Genomic DNA, 17,907 nt, shown 5'->3' on the forward strand with positions numbered 1-17,907 from the left:
TAACGCCTGTTCGGCAGGTTGCGGCCTGCCGAAACGATAAAAAATTGGAGAAGGTACAATGAATAAGATGTTTAAAATGTGCGGTATTTCTATCGCGGTCAGTGCGGCATTAACTGCGTGCGGCGGTTCAGACGAAGGCTTTGATTTGGGTTACGGTGCCGATGCACCGGTGGTGTTTGATTCAGAGGTTATAGAAGTCAACATTACCGACCGTCAAGAAGGTACCGTTGTTGTGGACTTGACTCAAGGGGCTACAGTAAACGGAGAAGTCCTCACCCCTGACTCGCAGGGTGTTTACCCAGTAGACTGGTTGTTTAATGGGGCTGAGATACGCTACCCCCGTGACAACTGGGCGAATGGGCAGGATCCAGTGGAGTTGGCCGAAGCTGGTGAGATTGAAATATTTCCCGCTTCACTCCCCGTCCCGCAAATTGGCGATGACATGATTACGCCTTTTGACGTTGAGGGTAATACCTTGGTTATCACGCCTTCTATGTTTGATGAGGCGCTGCGTTCGTGCGACAACTCAGATTTTATTCCTACAATATATGAAGGGGCAATTGAAGCGAGTGATATTGTTCGTCAGGGGGATGGCTATTTAGATTTTCCCGCGCAACATGTTTACAACATTGATTACGCCCTGGACAACGGAGCGGGCCGTACAAAGCGCACCATCAAGCTAACCGTAACGGCGGAAGACGATTTGGTTTCCGATTTAAGTGTTCCTGAATCGTTAGATGTACCCAAGGGGCTAGAGGTAGATTCTGGGGTAGAAACGGTTCCATATTATGCATGCAGCACGGCCCTTAACTACCAAATTGAAGATACCAGCATTGCGACTGTCGACGAAAACGGTATGGTTGAAGGTATTTCAGTTGGTGAAACAACAATGACGGTTACAAGCCAAGCTGATCCTAGCTTACAAAAAACGGTTTCTATCAACGTAATTGAATCGTTCTTTTTAAGCCTGAACGAAGATCAGCCGGGGGAAAAGTCCGTTCCGTCCTGTACGATGTCTGCGGTCCGGGTAGAGCCCAACATGGTTGCGGGTGATCTATCGGGTGAATATGCCTATAACTGGAGTTCATCCAACAGCGGGCAGATGCCTATTCTAGGTACAAGCTCAATGGGCTTTGGTGAAATTGCCATGCTTGATGGCGGTGCCGACAATAATTTTGCCGGTACAACTACCAAAATAACTGCGGCACTAAAAAGTGGTGAAACAGGCGGTGTTGAGGTAAGCGATGTAAGTAATGCATCAGTTGATGTCAGCGTGGTGCCAAACCATGCGTGTGAGCCGATTAATACCTACGACGGTGCCACACCCTGGGCATTCGATTACCAAATGGAAAGTGATGCGTTTAGCGGTGGTGCTTTCTGGAATGCGTTGGGTGACTCCAGTATTACGACTTCATCCGAAGGCCTTGTGGGTAACGGCGTACAAATGACGGTCAACACAGTAGACGCTGATCCACAAACTGTGCCCAATGGTATGTGGTATCAAATGTGGAGCACTGGGCCTAACAACTTCTTTGGAGCCTCCCTGGGCCGAGTACCGGAGTCTCACGGCGTAGAGTTTTCAACTAATGTTTGGGTTAAGCTTGATACCAATGCCGAAGGTCCGGTGACTTTGCGTCAGTATATTCACCCTTGGCAATTTACTGGTCATCAGAGTTATGCCGGTCTCGAGCGTCGTAATGCACCGCTTGCTGCGGTATTTGAAGCCGAGCTAGTGCATACCTCGGAGTGGCAATACGTAGAGTTTACACTGCAATCAGGTGAGCGAACTTTCACTGTGCCGACCAGCTGGGATGCCGATGGAGCTGCGCAAGCGGCTGTCATGTCTCAGTTTGCCGTGTACGGTTTAGAGGCCGGTGACAGTGTTACCTTCGATGAGTACTCATTGGTCATTGAAGAATAATTACAGCTTACTGTCGTTCATAAGCCGCTCTTCGGAGCGGCTCTTTTTTGTAACCCCATAAATGCTGTTGGTTTCTAGCTTCATTAAGATCGGTGTGGATAGGACATATCGGCTCTTAGCTTTTTGATATTGGTAGATTGAATTTTTATACTGAAACACGCTTAACTGGCGTGTTCACATACTGATCTTATCAGTTATAACGTGATCCGATTGGCGGGTGTTAGAGGTAGACCATGTTAAAAAAATACATCGCTTATATTTTAGGGGCCATGGTACTGGCCAGTTCGTCTTTGCAAGCTAAGCCTGAAAATGAACCCACGCAATCAAAACCCAATGTGTTAATGCTTTTATTTGATGATATGCGCTTTGACACATTTTCTTACCGCGATGGACCGGTTAGCACGCCAAATATTGACGCCCTGGCAAACCAGGGTATTCAGTTTAACCAGGCCATGACCAGCACCGGGTTGTGCTCGCCATCTCGAGCCGCGCTTTTCACCGGTCGTTGGGGACATAAAAACGGTTTAGAAGATAATATTTATTTGTTTCACTCACGCTATGAAGAGTTACCGCCAGAACAGGGCGGACTTATTAAGCGTGCTGCCGATGAGGGATATTTCGTTGGTTACGCCGGTAAATGGCACTTGGGCGCTGAAGGTACAGGTTTACGGGGCGCGGATTATGTGTATGACGCCGATGATTTGCACCACGAGCGTTTCGAGAGGGGTTGGGCGCCGCGAGAAATTGCCAATAAAGTCAAACAGTACAACCAAGGTAAACGCGACGCCAATGGCGAAAAACACATGTACTATCAGACGTTACCCGGCACTTTTAAAGACACTGAGACGGCGCGCATTGTTGAGCATGGTCAAAAAATGATGCGTCAGGCAGCTGACAAGAAACAGCCATTCTTTGGTGTGGTAAGTTTTCATCAACCTCATCCTCCCTACAGAGTGCCAGAACCCTACGCCAGTATGTTTGACCCTGAAACCGTGGAGTTGCCAAAAAACCATTTGCGCGATCGAGTCAATAAGCCGATGTCGCAAGACGAGCCCTACTGGCCTTGGCACGACGTTGAGCATCTGACCGACACGGATTGGCGCAAGATGCGAACCTTTTACTATGGTGCTGTTGCTATGTTGGATGATGCTGTGGGCCAATTGATAGAAACCGCTAAAGAGGAAGGCTTGTACGAAGATCTTTATATCGTATTTGCGGGCGACCAAGGCAGCATGCTGGGTGAGCATGGTCTATATGATAAGGGACCTTACGCTTACGACGAGTTGATGAGAATGCCGCTTTTTGTTCGTGTTCCGGGAGAAGAGCCAAAGACAATTAATCGTCAAGTTTCCATGCTGGATATTGCTCCCACATTGGGCGATTGGATGCGTTTGCCCGCCGATGGAGATGTTGATGGTCGTTCTTTGGTGCCTTTGATTAAACATGGTGATAAAGCCGAAGAGGGCCAAGTGGATAAGGCGCTTTACGCGTATGAATGGTACAACGGTGGTTGGTTTGGTATACGCGCGATCCGTACACCGGAATATAAGTTCGTCTGGAACCCGGGCGAAACGCGCGACGAGCTTTACGATTTACAGAAAGATCCGGTAGAGATAGAAAACCAAATTGATAACTCCGAGTACCAAAAAGTGCGCAGTGCGATGATTGAACTTCTGGAGCAGGAGTTGGTTCGTATCGAGGATCCATTACTTGGTAAGTATCATCGTCACATGAAAAATTATCAGTAAGATTTACCCAAATAAGTAAGAGAATATTTTATGAAGTTAGCGATAATAAAGCAGGGGCTAAAGTTGCTCGCCGGGGCTTTGTGTATGATCAGTGCCAGTAGTATTGCCGCGCAAGAGCGCCCCAATATTTTATTGATACTGGCCGATGATTTGGGTTATGCGGATGTTGGCTTTAACGGCTCCACGGACATTACAACACCGTCGTTGGATCAATTGGCTCATCAAGGTATGACCTTTTCCCAAGCCTATGTAGCACACGCTTTTTGTGGTCCGAGCCGGGCGGGTTTAATGACGGGACGTTACCCGCATAAATTTGGTTCGCAGTTTAACCTACCCGACACGTCTATGTCCGGTGGCCTTGGTATTCCCACTTCCGAGACCTTTGTCAGTGAGGTGCTGCAAGATAGTGGTTATTTTACCGGTGTTGTGGGTAAGTGGCATTTGGGCGAAACTGAAAAATACCACCCCAATAATCGTGGTTTTGACGAGTTTTACGGCTTTCTCCCAGGAGGGCATAATTACCTTCCGGAAGAATTTAACCCCCGCTACGATGCATTAGTCGCAGCCGGGCGCACCGATATCCCAGATTACATCAAACCGCTTGAGCACAACGGTAAACAAGTTCGGGAAACCGAGTATATTACCGATGCGCTGTCCCGCGAGGCGGTGAATTTTGTCACCGCAGGCGCCAAGAAAGACCAGCCTTGGTTCCTCTATTTAGCCTACAATGCTCCGCATACACCCTTGCAAGCCAAACCTGAGGATATGGAAAAGTTCCCTCACATTAAGGACAAGAAACGCAAAATCTATGCGGGTATGGTGTACGCCATGGACCGTGGGGTGGGTCGGGTTATGGCCGCGTTGAAAGAGACCGATCAATACGACAACACCTTGGTATTATTTTTAAGCGATAACGGCGGAAAAGTATCTCAAGGCGCTAATAACGATCCCTTGCAGGCAGGTAAAGGCAGCGCTTACGAGGGTGGTTTCCGTGTGCCTATGTTGGCCCACTGGCCTGCGCAAATTAAACCCGAAGGTAACTACACTCACCCGGTTAACGCGTTAGATTTTTTCCCAACGTTTGCGGCTTTGGCCGAGGCGCCATTACCTGAGGGTATAGAGTTAGACGGCAAAAACCTCTGGCCAGCATTGAAAACGGGTGCAAGTGCACGCAAAGGCGAAACCTTTTTTGCCATGCGCCACCGGGGAGACCACAGCGATACAGCCGCTATTCGTGACAATTGGAAAGCGGTACGTGTAGGTAAAGGCCCTTGGGCACTCTACGATGTAGTCGCCGATCCGGCAGAACGTAAAGATTTAAGCGGTAAAAAGCCTCAATTGCTGCACGATCTGGTGGATGAAGCCAATACCTGGAGCTGGACCCACGAGCAGCCGCGCTGGTTCCACATTCAAAAGGAAGGCTTCGAGTGGCGAGAGAAATCTATGCCTCGCTTCCACGAGACCTTTGATTTACTGGAAGGCGGAAATTATTAATTTCGACAGAAAAAGTGGCTAGTTTCGTGACTGTTGACGGCGACCTATAAGGTCGCCTTTTTTGCTTGATATGCATGGAAAAATTGTTGGCGCATACCATGTACTTGTAGTAGCTGTTTTTTTAAGCTTCCAGTAATAGTATGAGGTTAATGATGGCCAGTTACGCAGTGATTGGTGCAGTTTCCAGTCTTACAGTAATAACCAGATTCTTATAAACACCAAAATAGATATATAGTGTTTATTTACGGTTCTTATGGTAATTGTACAGGGGTGGTGTACACCCAGTCGTTTTCTTTAACGGGAGTATGGCAAGCTATACATGATTGATTTAGATCATTTTCATCTCCGTATGGTTTTTGCTCTTTTCCTAACCAACGAGCCCATCCCCAGCCAGTTCCATTAGATTTGAATTTTTTGGAATCTTTATACATAAATTCGGCATGGATAAATTCATCTGGAGTTATTGCCGTAGGCCAGTTTTTTTCGGTTGTTTGTTTCCAAACTAACTTTCCTAAAATTGCACCATCAGGCCAAGGGTTGGTTTGATTTGAGCGTGCTGCTTCAATTGCAATATCATTTCCTAAAATAATTCTCATACTTTTATTATCTGTTCTATGGGAAGCGGAAATAACCCTCCAGTTTTTATATTCTTCTGGAATTTTTAAGCCCTCTAGGTTTTCTTTTACGCTGATATTTTCATCAGTTGCAAATGAAAATGCAGAAAATAGAGATAATAAAACAACAAATAGACTATTATTTTTCATTTTGAATTTCCTATAGTTTGGTGTCGACCTTATGTAGTAATTGCATAAGATAGATAATAACCAAGCAATATTATATTTCAAAAATAAGAATTCTGACTTATTAAATTTTGCAAATAATTGTGTGTCTTAAAGTGTTAGTGTTTATAAAAAACTATAGCTAAAAATTTAATGAGAAAAATAGTTGGATTTTTCCATTTAGCCAATAGTCAATCCGGACTCAAAGTTTTACTAATTTATTCAGTTTAATCGAAACAGTTGAGGTAAAAGACTGAATTTGTACGCATACTTATAGGTGACCTTTAAAGAGCAGCTAGACACGCAAAGAGTTGATGCTGACATGCCATTGCGGCGGTGGAAGATTAGTAGAAATCTAAATCAGTTGCGGTTGTGTGGTTAGTTTAGCGCTTGTTTTTCGTGTTTAGTTTTTTGGAAAGTGTAAATAGGGGTCAATTATGTGATGCAGGCATTATTATTATAAAGGTCATATCTATAAAATTGTATATTGTTATGGCCATCGGAAGTCAATAGTTGTCTGTTAGGGTGGATGCTTATGAAAAATCCGGTCCAATTTTTATTTTGGAATAGAGCTTTGTAAATTTTGCGGATAAACACTAACTTTTTAAGGTTAACGGCATGATTTTAAAAAATTCAACAATCGCATTGATTTTAGCGGTGGGGGTAAATTTTGCTTTCGCACTAGAAAATGCACCTGTCAGCGATTTTGGTAGTCCAGGTTTTTCTGGCAATGAAGGTTGCTATCATTCTAATTACCCAGAAATGTCTATATGGGCTGAAGCAGGCGTGAAAGGGGGGGTGAAAAAAATTGCGGACATTCAAGCAGTGTTGAATCCAGGTGAAAATATTCAAGCTGCCATAAACAACGGTGGTGAAGGAGTAATTTTACTGCGCAACGGTGTTTACACCCTTTATGAAACCTTGAACATGCGTGATGGTGTAGTTGTTCGGGGTGAAAGTAAATCTGGGGTAAAAATTAGCGTTAAAAAGCAGCGTGGTACATCTGTGTTATTTGGGAGTAATGTAAGTAAAGCTGGTCTAGAAAATGTGCGGTTAGTCTATGAAGCACTTTCCAGTCCTCCAGAAGAGCATCGAAATTATCGAGGAGGATATGTGGATGGTAACTATTGCCGTCAGTGTTTTCAGAATGACAAGCCGAATTACGATGCCACCCTAATTCGTATTAATGGTGATAATAACTGGGTAGATAATGTTGACATTATTAATAGTGGCTCTGACCCGGTAGAGATATATGGAAACAATAATACATTCAGAAATTCTTTGATAGATAGTGCATACAATAAAGGAGGAGGTGGCGAAGGCTACTTCGATTTGCGCGGTGATAATAATTTGATTGTTGGCTCGACTGTACGTTTAATTCGTCATTTTTCAATTCAGCAAGGCGCAAAGTACAACGTAATCGTAGAAAACAGAGTAGAAGTTGATATTAATTTTCACAATAAGGACGATGGACATAACTTAGTAGAAAACAACACAATTATTCGACCTTCATGGCATTCTTGGGGAGTTTTTGCTACGGGTGGGGCTAGGTATGGCCATACGCCGCCAGGCCCAAGAAATATTATAATTAATAATAGTGCGTATGATTACAGGGAGAATAAAGATGAGTTTTCAGATAAGGACGTAGTTTATATCTACAACGGTTACGGTGAGCCAGTTTCTACAAGCTGGCCAATGCCTTCGTGCGGTAAATTTTATGCCGTTAGTAAACCAGCCACGCCAACGCCTCCACCTAATACAGGTGAGCCAGATATATTTGATCAATGTGATACTACAGCGCAATGCAAGAATGTTTTTGGTAATCAAGCTACTGATTGCAAGAATAGCGGTACAAATAAGAGTGTTTGTATGTGTGGTTCCTTAGCTTGCGATTCCAACGTACCGCCTTCTTCTCCAGCTGATCCTATTACAGACGAGCCGGAAATGTTTGATCAATGTGATACAACGTATCAGTGCAAAACTATCTTTGGTAATAGGGCCACCGATTGCAAAAACAGTCGCTCAAACAACAGCATTTGCATGTGCGGTACTTCGGTTTGCGGTTACTAAAAATTTTAAGGCTCGAAAGAGCCTTTTAGTAAGAGCATTTTTCTAAAACTTCGCTATTTATGTTTTTTAGGTGAGCGGTGGATTCAAGGACCCCAATCGCTTTTTAAAGATTTTCAGGTTATACCGTACCCAATGCGGGTTCTGCTACCAGATACGAATATGCCGACCTTACGTAGCTCATTGCTGTTTCGATGCTGTCCGTGAGCTGGCTGTGTCACGGCCTTCTCTGTTGTGTCATTCACTCGGCTTCTCGGATTGGGGGTTCGAGACTTTTGCTGATCAGGTTGTCGATTCCACCCTCTTATACGAGCTTTTGATAGCGATAGAAGATTCCATTTAAGAGAAGAAAATACCAGTTTTTTCTAGTCATCTTCATATATCGACAGAACTTATAGCGAGCCGCGATCCAGGCGACATTCATTTGGTGTTGGTTTGGGGCTTATCCAGCAATAGTATGAGGGGGAAGTTAGGGCCTAATGTAAACCTCCCCTAGAATAGCGACACTTTCTTTTAGAGTTCTCCGGCGTACACTACGTCAACACGGAGAACCAAAATGAAAAAATCACGCTACACGGAAACGCAGATCGTTAGGATTCTGAAGGAAGTAGAAGGCGGCAGACTGGTCAAAGAGGTGTGCCGGGAATATGGGGTATCCGACGCCACCTATTACAACTGGAAATCCAAGTATGGCGGCATGGAAGCGTCCGATATCAAGCGGCTCAAGGAACTGGAGGAGGAGAATCGCCGTCTGAAGGCGATGTTCGCCGACCTCAGTCTGGAGCATAAGATCCTCAAAGATATCGTCGAAAAAAAGCTGTAAAGCCAGCGATCAGGCGCGAGCTGGTCGATTATGCCCAACAAGAGCATGGTGCCAGCCTCCGTATGGCCTGCCGCGCTGTTGGCATCAGTGATTCAGTGTATCGGTATCAGTCCAATCCCAATCGGGATGATGAGGTGATCGCCAAACTCCAAGAGGCAGTGGAACGCTATCCAGCCTACGGTTTCGACAAGTTGTTTAAGATCCTGCGGCGCTGGGGGCACGGCTGGAATCACAAGCGCGTCCACCGCCTGTATTGCGAGCTGAATCTGAACAAGCGCCGCAGAGGCAAGAAGCGGTTGCCCAGTCGTAATCCAGAGCCGCTATCGGTGCCAGCGCAAGTAAACCACTGTTGGTCGATGGATTTTATGAGTGACAGCCTGTTCTGCGGCCGCCGGTTCCGAACCTTTAACCTGGTTGACGACTTCAACCGGGAAGCGCTGGCAATCGAGATTGATCTGAACCTCCCAGCACCACGGGTTATTCGAGTACTGGAGCGAGCAGTCGCTTGGCGAGGCTATCCCAATAAGCTGCGAATGGATAATGGTCCGGAGTTTATATCGAGCGCTCTGGCTGAATGGGCAGAGGAGCACGGCATCGAGCTGGAGTTTATAAAGCCTGGCAAGCCGACGCAGAACTCCTACGTGGAACGGTTCAACCGCACTTACCGGGACGAAATCTTGAATATGTATGTGTTCCGCACCCTAAACGAGGTAAGGGAACTAACCGAAAGCTGGATTAGGGAATACAACGAAGAGCGGCCACATGACTCGCTGGGGGATCTGACTCCCTGGGAGTATCTGGCCAAACATGAGCGGCTGGAAAACTCTAATTATGCGTGTAACTAATTAGGGGAGGTTTACAAGATGATGAGTTTATAGCTAAGCATGGCGAGCCACCATGGATACTTGCTAATGAAATACTGGCCTCTGCGAAGTTAGGTTACTTGCTGACAACTCCTGAGGGGCAGGACCCTGAAGAGCACATTTAGTGCAAAGTTGATTAATCAGGAAAATGGTGTGGAGATTAGTTTTTCAGACTTGTCTTCTGGGGAGAAAGTCTTGATGTCTTTGGCTTTGGCCCTCTATAGCTCCCATTATGATCGAATTTCTCCGGATGTCTTACTTCTTGATGAGCCTGATTGTCATCTGCATCCTTCCATGGCAGGAAAGCTCTTGGATGTAATAGAAAACGTTTTTGTAAAACGACGTAAAATTGTCGTGATAATGACTACTCACTCACCGTCAACTGTTGCTATGTCTAATTTAGATTATCTTTATGTTATGACTTCACGAGACGGAAGAATATTCAAGGAAACAAAAGATCGATGTATTAAAATGTTGACAGCAGGTGTCCCGGCTTTGAGTGTCGATTATGATAATAGGGTGCAAGTGTTCGTTGAGAGTAAGTATGATGCAAAAAACTATAGCGCTATATATGAACTTTTAAAATCCCGGCTGGACAGTGATATATCTTTGAATTTTATTTCGTCAGGCTCTGGCGGATCAGGAAGTTGCGAGCAAGTTAAGGATGTTGTCAGTGTTCTTAGGAGATACGGAAATTCCAAGATCTATGGTGTTATTGACTGGGATAATAAGAACTCCGGTGATGAGTACGTTAAAGTTGCTGCAGTTGGTAAGCGTTATAGCTTGGAGAATTTAATTTTAGACCCTTTGCTTCTTGGGGTTTATCTTATACGGGAGTCTTTTCTCCGTCCTGAAGATGCCGGTCTAGACTCTCGATTAACTTATGTAAGACTTTCCAGTTTGACTCAAGATGATTGCCAAAGCTTGGTGGCTTATGTGCTTTGTAAGCTTAGTGAGTCGGCTTCTGAAGTTGAAGATATTGGCGAGCTGGATGTTACTTATGTTGGTGGTCTACAGCTATCATTGAAGAGTTGGGTTCTTAGAAAGAACGGCCACGACTTAGAAAAATTGGTAAAGGATGCATTTCCTCCGTTAAGACGATTTAGAAATGAAAATGATCTAAAGAGCGATATAATTCTAAAGGTAATGTCCGATCACCCAATATTTATTCCAACTGATTTTTTAGATTTGTTTGATTCAATTTGCGTGCAGCATGTCGACTAGTTAGTGCGTGTATTCATTCGCTTTATCTGGAGGTTGTTCTCTGTGTCGTCAATCTTCCAGTTTTTATGAAATACAATTTTTTCCTTTGCTGCATCTTTTGTTCATCGGGCTGTTCATTGGGGGTCATTAATTTTTTATCGGATTCTATGTGTGCTGGGTGATACGTTTTTCGGACGTACTTGCTGCTCTAATATATTTTGTCTTTGTGCCGAGGCTATGACTGGCTTTTCTCTTTCTTCGCATAAGAGAGTCTATTGCCGTGCTGATTGCTTTTTTATGCGAATTTTAGGGGAGGGCCGGAGTTCAATGTCTGAGAGTTAGTATTTTTATGCTATTCAATAATAAAGGGTTAGTGGATATTAACCCACCAACCCTTTAAAAATGTGGTAGCTAGGGGCGGACTTGAACCGCCGACCCCAGCATTATGAGTAAATAATCGTTGCTTGAATGCGCAAAATACATGGCAGATATGGTTCTGCCTTTCTCAATTGACAGTAAGTAATATCGCTAAATATTCACCATGTCAAGTATTTTGCTCTATTTGGCCAAATTATAATCATTTTGGCAAACTTAATTTGTTTACTTGCGATCTCATTCTTCCAACCTTTGTCCGAACGTAATTACGCGTCGTTGAAAGTTGGCTGTGTCCCATCAAGCGTTGTATGGTGAAAATATCGGGTTCTTGGTCTTCATTATCTGGATTGCACAAAGCTGTTGCTGTTGTATGTCGTATTCTGTGAGCGCCAATTCTCACACCTGTCCTGGAGGATAATCTACGCATAAAACCAGTAATGTGTTCTCGTCTCATTGCTCTTGGATTCGTCGGATCGGGTTTGTATCGGTTATAAAAAAGACAAACATTAAAAAGTCGATCATCTTTCCATAGCTCTCTTCCAAGATATTCTTGCGATCTTCTTAGTAAGTACTCAATGTCTGGAATTATTTCATCGGCAATCGGAATATCCCATTCTCGATAAGTTTTTGACCCTCTATAGCTGCAGGTCAGGATTCTTTTTTCGAGATTTAAATCGCCGATTTCTATTGAAACTAACTGTCTTCTTCGAATGCCTGTAAAGTATAAAAATCTGATCACGATTAGCCAGAACCAAGCAGGCTGGGGGGCAGAGTCATCAAATTTCAAGTATTCAATGGTTTTCAGAAAAGCATCATTGTCGAGTGTTTTAGGTGGAGCCTGAGGTAGGGGGGCACCCTTTACTTTAGAGAACCAATCCCTTTGCAGATATGCTTCTTCAAACAGCCACTTACTCAGAAGTTTTAGATATCTGAGATACCCGTTATATGTCACCGGCTTAGCAACTTTTAGGGTCTCCGCTCGAAACTTCATAATACTGGTAAAATCTATCTCCTCGATTGATTTTACTCCAGAGCGCTCTTCAAAAAGTCTTGCAACTCTGTTTAAAGTTTCAGCTGTATCTGGCTGGTATATGTTTAACGCTATATATAATTCAGCCGCTTCCGTTACTCGCATATTACTAACTCCTTATATTCCATGTAACTATAAACGGAATACTGTAATATAACTGTAATGTGCATATTTATGCGCCAGCCCTTAGTAAAAATTTGTAGGAATATTGGGGTTCGGTCATACATCCTCTGCTGGCCTCACAAATTTATTGGTCTTAGGTAGCTCTTGTCCTTCACCAAACAGCGCTGAATAAGGCAACAGCCAGCCATTAAGGCGAGCTTGTTTGTTGCCTGTATCTACGGTGTAACGATGGACGTTCTGGTGAGTTAATTTGGTTTTCAAGTTGACCTTGAGCCGTGCGAATCGCTTCTGCAGCTTGGTGTACTCGCTACCGTTCCCCAGACGGGCCTCCTTGACAAAATGCTGGAATATCCGGGGGGATACCAAAAAAACGCCTTCCTCCACAAAATGCAGGCCTGCTTTGGCGTTATTCACAGACAACGTCTTACGGTGAATCCCTTGTTTTACCCAATCCAAAAAAGCCGTACCCACATCGTCGGTCCAATCCAGACTCTTGATATCTGTTGCAGGGCCTAAGTCCTCGGCAGCCTCATAGGAACCTGTGTCAGTGTCAGCTCTATCAGACTTCACAGGTGTTTTCGCCGATACGGGCTCGCCCTCGAAGGCGTCGACTTGATCCTCTTCCAGGGCGGGTTGGGAATCTGGTGCAGTCTCACTCGGTAACGGATCCGCAAACGGATCCGTATCATCCTCGACAGTCTCAGGGGGGCGAGCAGCTTCACTGGCGGGCGCAGCGTCTGCCGACGCATGACGCTCAGCATCGTGTTGTACTGGTGCAGACTCAGCAGATTTAGCCGGCGCTGACCGCGTCCGGCTTGGAGCTGGTGCAGTTTCATTTTGAGGCGCCTTATCGGCGCCGAGCTCACGGATGGTTCCCTCAAACGGCTGCGGCAGCCTCACGGCGCGCCAAAGCAGTCTCGTTTTGAATTTGAGGCAGGTAAACGTATGGCTAAAGCGTCCTTGGGCATGCTCGATGGATATCTTGAAGACGGCTCCGCCGTCGTCATTCTCAATGGCAAACCCATGCTCCTGCAGCACGTTATAAATTCTCACAGGATCCTGAGGCATCCCCGATGTGCCGGTGTCCTCAAAGCTGCTGATCAGCTTCATGGCCAGCGGCCGGCACACAAAGTACGTGTACTCACCGGTCACCCAGGCCATCCCACCATCCTGGTTGTACTTGATCTCACGCTGATCAATGAGCTGTCGCAGCCTCTTGATCATACGATCGGCCAGCGAATCACCGGCACCCGGTAGCCGGGATGCCGGCTTTTTGATATCCAGATTCTTCGCGGTGCTGCGCCTATCGGCCTGGATGGCGATATCGGCGATCACCTGGCTTTCATACTCCTCCCCCCACAGATAGTTAATAACCTGATCCAATATCTCGGGGTGTTGTGTCAACCAAGCCCTGGCAGGCTTGGGGATCAAAGTGCCAAACATGGTAAGACTGAGTCGCTGGTGGCTCTTGTAAGCCACATCATTGAACGCTATCGCGTAGGACACGGCGTCAGTATCAATCAGGCAACCATCCTGAGGTGTCCAGAATCCAGTCCGACCTCCCGAGTAGGTCGGTACCAACTGGATTCGCCGAAACAGCTTTCCAATATCGTGAAGGAGGCAGGCGATAAAGAGACCATAGGTCCAGATGTGCTCCTGGGCGGCGATCTCTTCGGGAGAGCCGCCGAGCGGTAGCTGATAGCTGCGGCGGATATGCAGCGCGTTCTCGATCACTTCGAGCGTATGCTGTAACAGGCCTCCAGGACCTGAGTGATGGTTATTCTCTGAGGCTGGTGCAAGTTGACTGCAAAGCGCAAAAGCGTAAGTTGGCTGTCGATAGAGGGTATCGAAATGCTCTTCGCTTAATCCGACCAGGCGATACATACCGCTCAGCGTTGCGTCATAGCCGACGTACTCCAGAAGCTCGCGCGCAGTGAGTATGGGTAATGCGGTCATATCGAGCTGTGACGCTCGAAGTTCGACTTGAGGCTGGGCGGGATCGGGCGTGAATACCTTACCCAATAGGCGTTTAATCATACGCAGTGTGCTTCAGCCCACTTGCGTATCATATCTTGCGCTGGGTGGGCATTGGCGGCGGTGTACTCTCGGATGGAACCCTGACCTGATTTAAATGCTTTAAAGCTTTCCTGTAGCGGGTTCCAAAACTGAGGATTGCCAGAAGGATTAAACGCTCGGTGTGTCCAGCATTCGAGCTCGGACAACCGACGCTGAAATAAGCGTTCCAACGGGAGGCTGTCGGATTTATTGTTTAGAGATACCAGATCCCACAGTACCAGCTCTATTTCAGAGCCGATGTTTTCACCATCGAGGCTCACGCCCTCGAATGCCTCGCAGAGCTGCTGCAAAGGCTGAAGCCATTTTGGCTTCCCCAGTTTTGAGAGTGCTTCCGTGACTGAATGCTCCCAGTGAGACTGTGTCATAACGAACCCTTTATCGTTTGCGGTTACCCTTAGCCCCGCAGGGCCATTTTCCCTTATTGATCCATTGCCCCCTTATGCCCCTTTGGCCGCCCCGGTCATCCACGGACTTTAGTGGATGACCGGGGCGCCTTTTTTGATAGACGCCATTAACCATTCGGGCATAGCCCGCTTTTTAGCGTTTTCCTTTCCTTATTTCAGCAATCAATTTGTACAGCCCTTGTGCAGTTTGATTGATGCGAAATCCGTCACGGTCAGTATTCTCAGCCGTATGAGTAACCAACACCCCATAGAATCGCTAATGCGACCACCGGTAGAGCTTTCTTCGAGTCTCGCCTATGCCTGTGGTGCAGGCCTCGCGGTGATGAGCCCCGGCATGTTATTAACCGTGCCGTCTGTGGCGTATTCGCTGGCCGCTTTCTGTGGGTATCGTTTTTGTACTCGAACCGCTTCCGCCGTTCAGCTTATGAAGTATCAGCATGGATTGACGGTATTGCCGTGGTGGGAGATCAGCAGCACCGAGATTCCGTGCAGCAAAAAAGACTTATTTCTGGGAAAAGGTTTTGAGTGGGAAGCCATTCATACCCAGCGCCACCACGATTGTAAGCAACCCGAAAATCGTCACATCGTTAAACGCTATTCCTCACCGGGATACAAACGCGCACGTCAAATCGAATCCGCCTTTAAGCGTTCGCCATTAACTACGGGTCTTGGCAATTTGCTGGGCAGTACCCACTGGGTTAATCCTTGGTCGCCCGTCAATTTAGATTTAGGTGGTGATACCACCACGCACGGTGTTGGTCTGTGGGAAGGTGAATACGATATCACCGAGCCTCAAAGTGAGCGCGTTGCGCATAAATTTGTCGTGGGTACCACTCGCGTAGGTAAGACACGACTATGCGAAGTGCTGGTCACTCAGGACATACACAACGACGATGTCGTGATTGTCTTTGACCCGAAAGGCGATGCCGAATTGCTGATTCGCATGTGGGCCGAATCGGTCAAAGCCGGACGTGAACACCAGTTCTATATGTTCCACCTTGGCTACCCGGACGTTTCTTGTCGCTATAACCCGGTAGGCTCCTTTGGGCGTATTACTGAACCAGCCAGTCGAATTGCTAGCCAGTTACCGGGTGAAGGTAATAGCGCAGCCTTCCGTGAATTTGCTTGGCGCTATGTGAATGTGATCAGCCGCGCCGGTACCGAACTCGGTAAACGCCTCTCCTATGAGTTCTATTTACAATACGGCGCTGATATTGACCCGCTTCTGTATGAATACCTGCAAGCAGTCTTTAAGAAAAATGAAGCCGAGTTCCCAAAATGGAAAAAGGACATTGAAAAAGTCGAAGAGTCAGATCGAAAGCCTGATCGCAGTATGTCAGCGCGAGATCGTAAGGCATGGGCAGCTGTGGTCGTCTACAAAGAATACGGCCTATACGATGAAGTCGCCCACGCCCTGATCAAGACCTTTGAGTATGAGAAATCTTTCTACGACAAATTGGTCGCGTCTCTTTTCCCGCTATTGGAAAAACTCTGTGCTGGTAAAACGGGCCAGCTGCTGTCGCCCGATTATCTCGACCTGGAAGACAAGCGACCAATCATCGACTGGAAGTCGATCATTCGCCAAGGCGGCATTGTGTATATCGGCCTCGATGCGCTAAGCGACGCGGAAGTCGCAAGCGCTGTGGGCAGTTCCATGTTTGCTGATTTGACTTCTACTGCGGGCTCTATTTACAAATTTGGATCAGATCAAGGCTTGCTGAAAGTCGAAGGCCGCAATGGCAAGAAGCGCAAGGTTTGTCTTCACCTGGATGAATTCAACGAGCTCGTGGGTAAAGAGTTTGTGCCGATGGCCAACAAGGCCGGCGGCGCCGGGTTCCAGTTGACCGCGTATACCCAAACCATGAGCGATATTATCGTTCGGTTTGGCGATACCGCTAAAGCCGCTCAGGTAATTGGTAACTTGGGCTCTATCATTATGCTGCGCGTGAAAGAGCTCGCCACGGCTGAACTGCTGACCGAGCAATTGCCTGATGTGGATGTGCATACACTTGGCCTCCGTAGTGGCGCGACCGACAGTCCAGCCTCTGAAGAGGTGGACTTTGTTTCATCCACACAGCAGCACATTGGTACTCAACGAGTACCGTTGTTGCACCCTGGTGATGTAACACGCTTACCCAAAGGCCAAGCCTTTGCCCTGGTGGGCAGTCGTCTTTACAAGATTCGCCTTCCCATTCTCAACGATGAAAAATCGTTGCCCTCGGATCTCTCATTTGTCACCAATGAGATGCGCAAGCAGTACGCCGCGAAGAACTCCGAAGGCTGGCACAAAATGCCAGCACGGTGGGCGGAGGTCGCATGACACGCACTCAGCGCATAGACAGACAAGATACCGGCCGAGAAACCATACTCGGTAGCACCATCTCACAAGTTGCCTCTCTGGTCTCTTGGTTTCTGTTTGCGGTGTTTATCTCCATCGTCATCGAGTGGATTGGCATGCTGGCCGGTTGGTGGGATAAGACCCACGCGAGACACATGCTCACCGAAGAGATCGGCTATCTCTCGCACATCGATCAGAACGCACTTCTAAAACTTCACCCAGTGCAATTGGCTGACAAGGCCATTACGTGGGTGAACGAAGCGTACAGTTTTATTGGTTTGCCCAAAGCGCTGAATCTTCTCTCTCAGTACATGGGATGGCTTGCCATAGGGATCAGCAGTGCCATTGATATCACCTACACGCTGGTTATTCGTCTGGCTGTGGTGTTGCTCGCACTACCGGCCTTCATCCTTTGGGGCCTCTTAGGCCTCGTTGATGGATTGGTCGCTCGCGACATCCGAAAAGCCTGTGGTGGTGTGGAATCATCCTTTGTGTATCACCGAGTAAAAGATTGGATAAAACCGGCCATCGGGTTGAGCTCTGGCTTGTACCTGACGCTTCCTTTCTCAATCAATCCAGCGCTCTTTTTCATCGTGCCACAGCTGCTTTTCTTCACGTTCGTGTATTACACCGCGTCAACGTTCAAGAAGTTTATTTAGGGGA

Annotated in this window: 12 protein-coding genes and 1 pseudogene; 8 read left to right on the forward strand and 5 right to left on the reverse strand. The window is 46.8% G+C overall.

The window, feature by feature from the left end; all coding sequences use genetic code 11:
* Nucleotides 1-58 precede the first annotated feature (58 nt).
* The 3 genes from D568_RS0106755 (at nucleotide 59) to D568_RS0106770 (ending at nucleotide 5,163) form a co-directional block, all read left to right on the forward strand.
* Nucleotides 59-1,921: an Ig-like domain-containing protein gene (locus D568_RS0106755; RefSeq protein WP_020208828.1), complete on the forward strand. Its 1,863-nt coding sequence runs from the start codon at nucleotides 59-61 to the stop codon at nucleotides 1,919-1,921.
* Between the two features lie 233 nt (nucleotides 1,922-2,154).
* Nucleotides 2,155-3,669, forward strand: a complete 1,515-nt coding sequence (locus tag D568_RS0106765) for a sulfatase-like hydrolase/transferase (RefSeq protein ID WP_020208829.1) — start codon at nucleotides 2,155-2,157, stop codon at nucleotides 3,667-3,669.
* A gap of 30 nt (nucleotides 3,670-3,699) precedes the next feature.
* On the forward strand, nucleotides 3,700-5,163 hold the full coding sequence (locus D568_RS0106770; RefSeq protein WP_020208830.1) for a sulfatase-like hydrolase/transferase: 1,464 nt from the start codon (nucleotides 3,700-3,702) through the stop codon (nucleotides 5,161-5,163).
* A gap of 251 nt (nucleotides 5,164-5,414) precedes the next feature.
* On the opposite strand, the gene D568_RS0106775 is transcribed toward D568_RS0106770, so the two are convergent.
* A complete protein-coding gene (locus D568_RS0106775; RefSeq protein ID WP_020208831.1) occupies nucleotides 5,415-5,927 on the reverse strand; it encodes a cytochrome P460 family protein in 513 nt (170 codons plus the stop codon).
* A gap of 633 nt (nucleotides 5,928-6,560) precedes the next feature.
* On the opposite strand from D568_RS0106775, the gene D568_RS19535 reads away from it, so the two are divergent.
* Nucleotides 6,561-8,012, forward strand: a complete 1,452-nt coding sequence (locus tag D568_RS19535) for a hypothetical protein (RefSeq protein WP_020208832.1) — start codon at nucleotides 6,561-6,563, stop codon at nucleotides 8,010-8,012.
* Between the two features lie 84 nt (nucleotides 8,013-8,096).
* On the opposite strand, the pseudogene D568_RS22020 reads toward D568_RS19535, so the two are convergent.
* Nucleotides 8,097-8,433: pseudogene (locus D568_RS22020) on the reverse strand (hypothetical protein); the annotation flags it as partial.
* Between the two features lie 132 nt (nucleotides 8,434-8,565).
* On the opposite strand from D568_RS22020, the gene D568_RS0106790 reads away from it, so the two are divergent.
* Together D568_RS0106790 and D568_RS19540 are read left to right on the forward strand one after the other, a co-directional pair.
* Nucleotides 8,566-9,677 (forward strand): IS3 family transposase gene (locus D568_RS0106790; protein WP_425401957.1). Its coding sequence is split into 2 segments (ribosomal slippage): nucleotides 8,566-8,827 and nucleotides 8,827-9,677, totalling 1,113 coding nucleotides; the frame shifts between segments, so codons are not numbered across the junction.
* A 150-nt stretch (nucleotides 9,678-9,827) separates the two neighbouring features.
* Nucleotides 9,828-10,919: an AAA family ATPase gene (locus tag D568_RS19540; protein WP_425401958.1), complete on the forward strand. Its 1,092-nt coding sequence runs from the start codon at nucleotides 9,828-9,830 to the stop codon at nucleotides 10,917-10,919.
* Nucleotides 10,920-11,475: 556 nt separating this feature from the next.
* Here D568_RS19540 and D568_RS0106800 read toward each other — a convergent pair.
* From D568_RS0106800 to D568_RS0106810, 3 genes are all read right to left on the reverse strand, one after another.
* A complete protein-coding gene (locus tag D568_RS0106800; protein ID WP_020208836.1) occupies nucleotides 11,476-12,408 on the reverse strand; it encodes a tyrosine-type recombinase/integrase in 933 nt (310 codons plus the stop codon).
* A 114-nt stretch (nucleotides 12,409-12,522) separates the two neighbouring features.
* Complete coding sequence (gene mobH, locus D568_RS0106805) at nucleotides 12,523-14,463, reverse strand: MobH family relaxase (RefSeq protein ID WP_020208837.1); 1,941 nt, start codon at nucleotides 14,461-14,463, stop codon at nucleotides 12,523-12,525.
* Entirely contained in the window at nucleotides 14,460-14,867 is a 408-nt protein-coding gene (locus D568_RS0106810) for a class I SAM-dependent methyltransferase (RefSeq protein WP_020208838.1), read from the reverse strand. Before D568_RS0106810 ends, mobH begins: the two co-directional genes overlap by 4 nt.
* Nucleotides 14,868-14,982: 115 nt before the next feature.
* Between D568_RS0106810 and traD the strand changes: the two genes are divergently transcribed.
* On the forward strand, nucleotides 14,983-17,226 hold the full coding sequence (traD, locus tag D568_RS0106815; protein WP_020208839.1) for a type IV conjugative transfer system coupling protein TraD: 2,244 nt from the start codon (nucleotides 14,983-14,985) through the stop codon (nucleotides 17,224-17,226).
* Nucleotides 17,223-17,903 carry an IncC plasmid conjugative DNA transfer DtrJ family protein gene (locus D568_RS21035; protein WP_020208840.1) on the forward strand — a complete coding sequence of 227 codons (681 nt, stop codon included), beginning with the start codon at nucleotides 17,223-17,225 and terminating at the stop codon, nucleotides 17,901-17,903. The genes traD and D568_RS21035 overlap by 4 nt, the downstream gene beginning before the upstream one ends.
* The last annotated feature ends 4 nt before the right edge of the window (nucleotides 17,904-17,907 follow it).

It is taken from the genome of Gilvimarinus chinensis DSM 19667 (genome assembly GCF_000377745.1).
Taxonomy (GTDB): Bacteria; Pseudomonadota; Gammaproteobacteria; order Pseudomonadales; family Cellvibrionaceae; genus Gilvimarinus; species Gilvimarinus chinensis.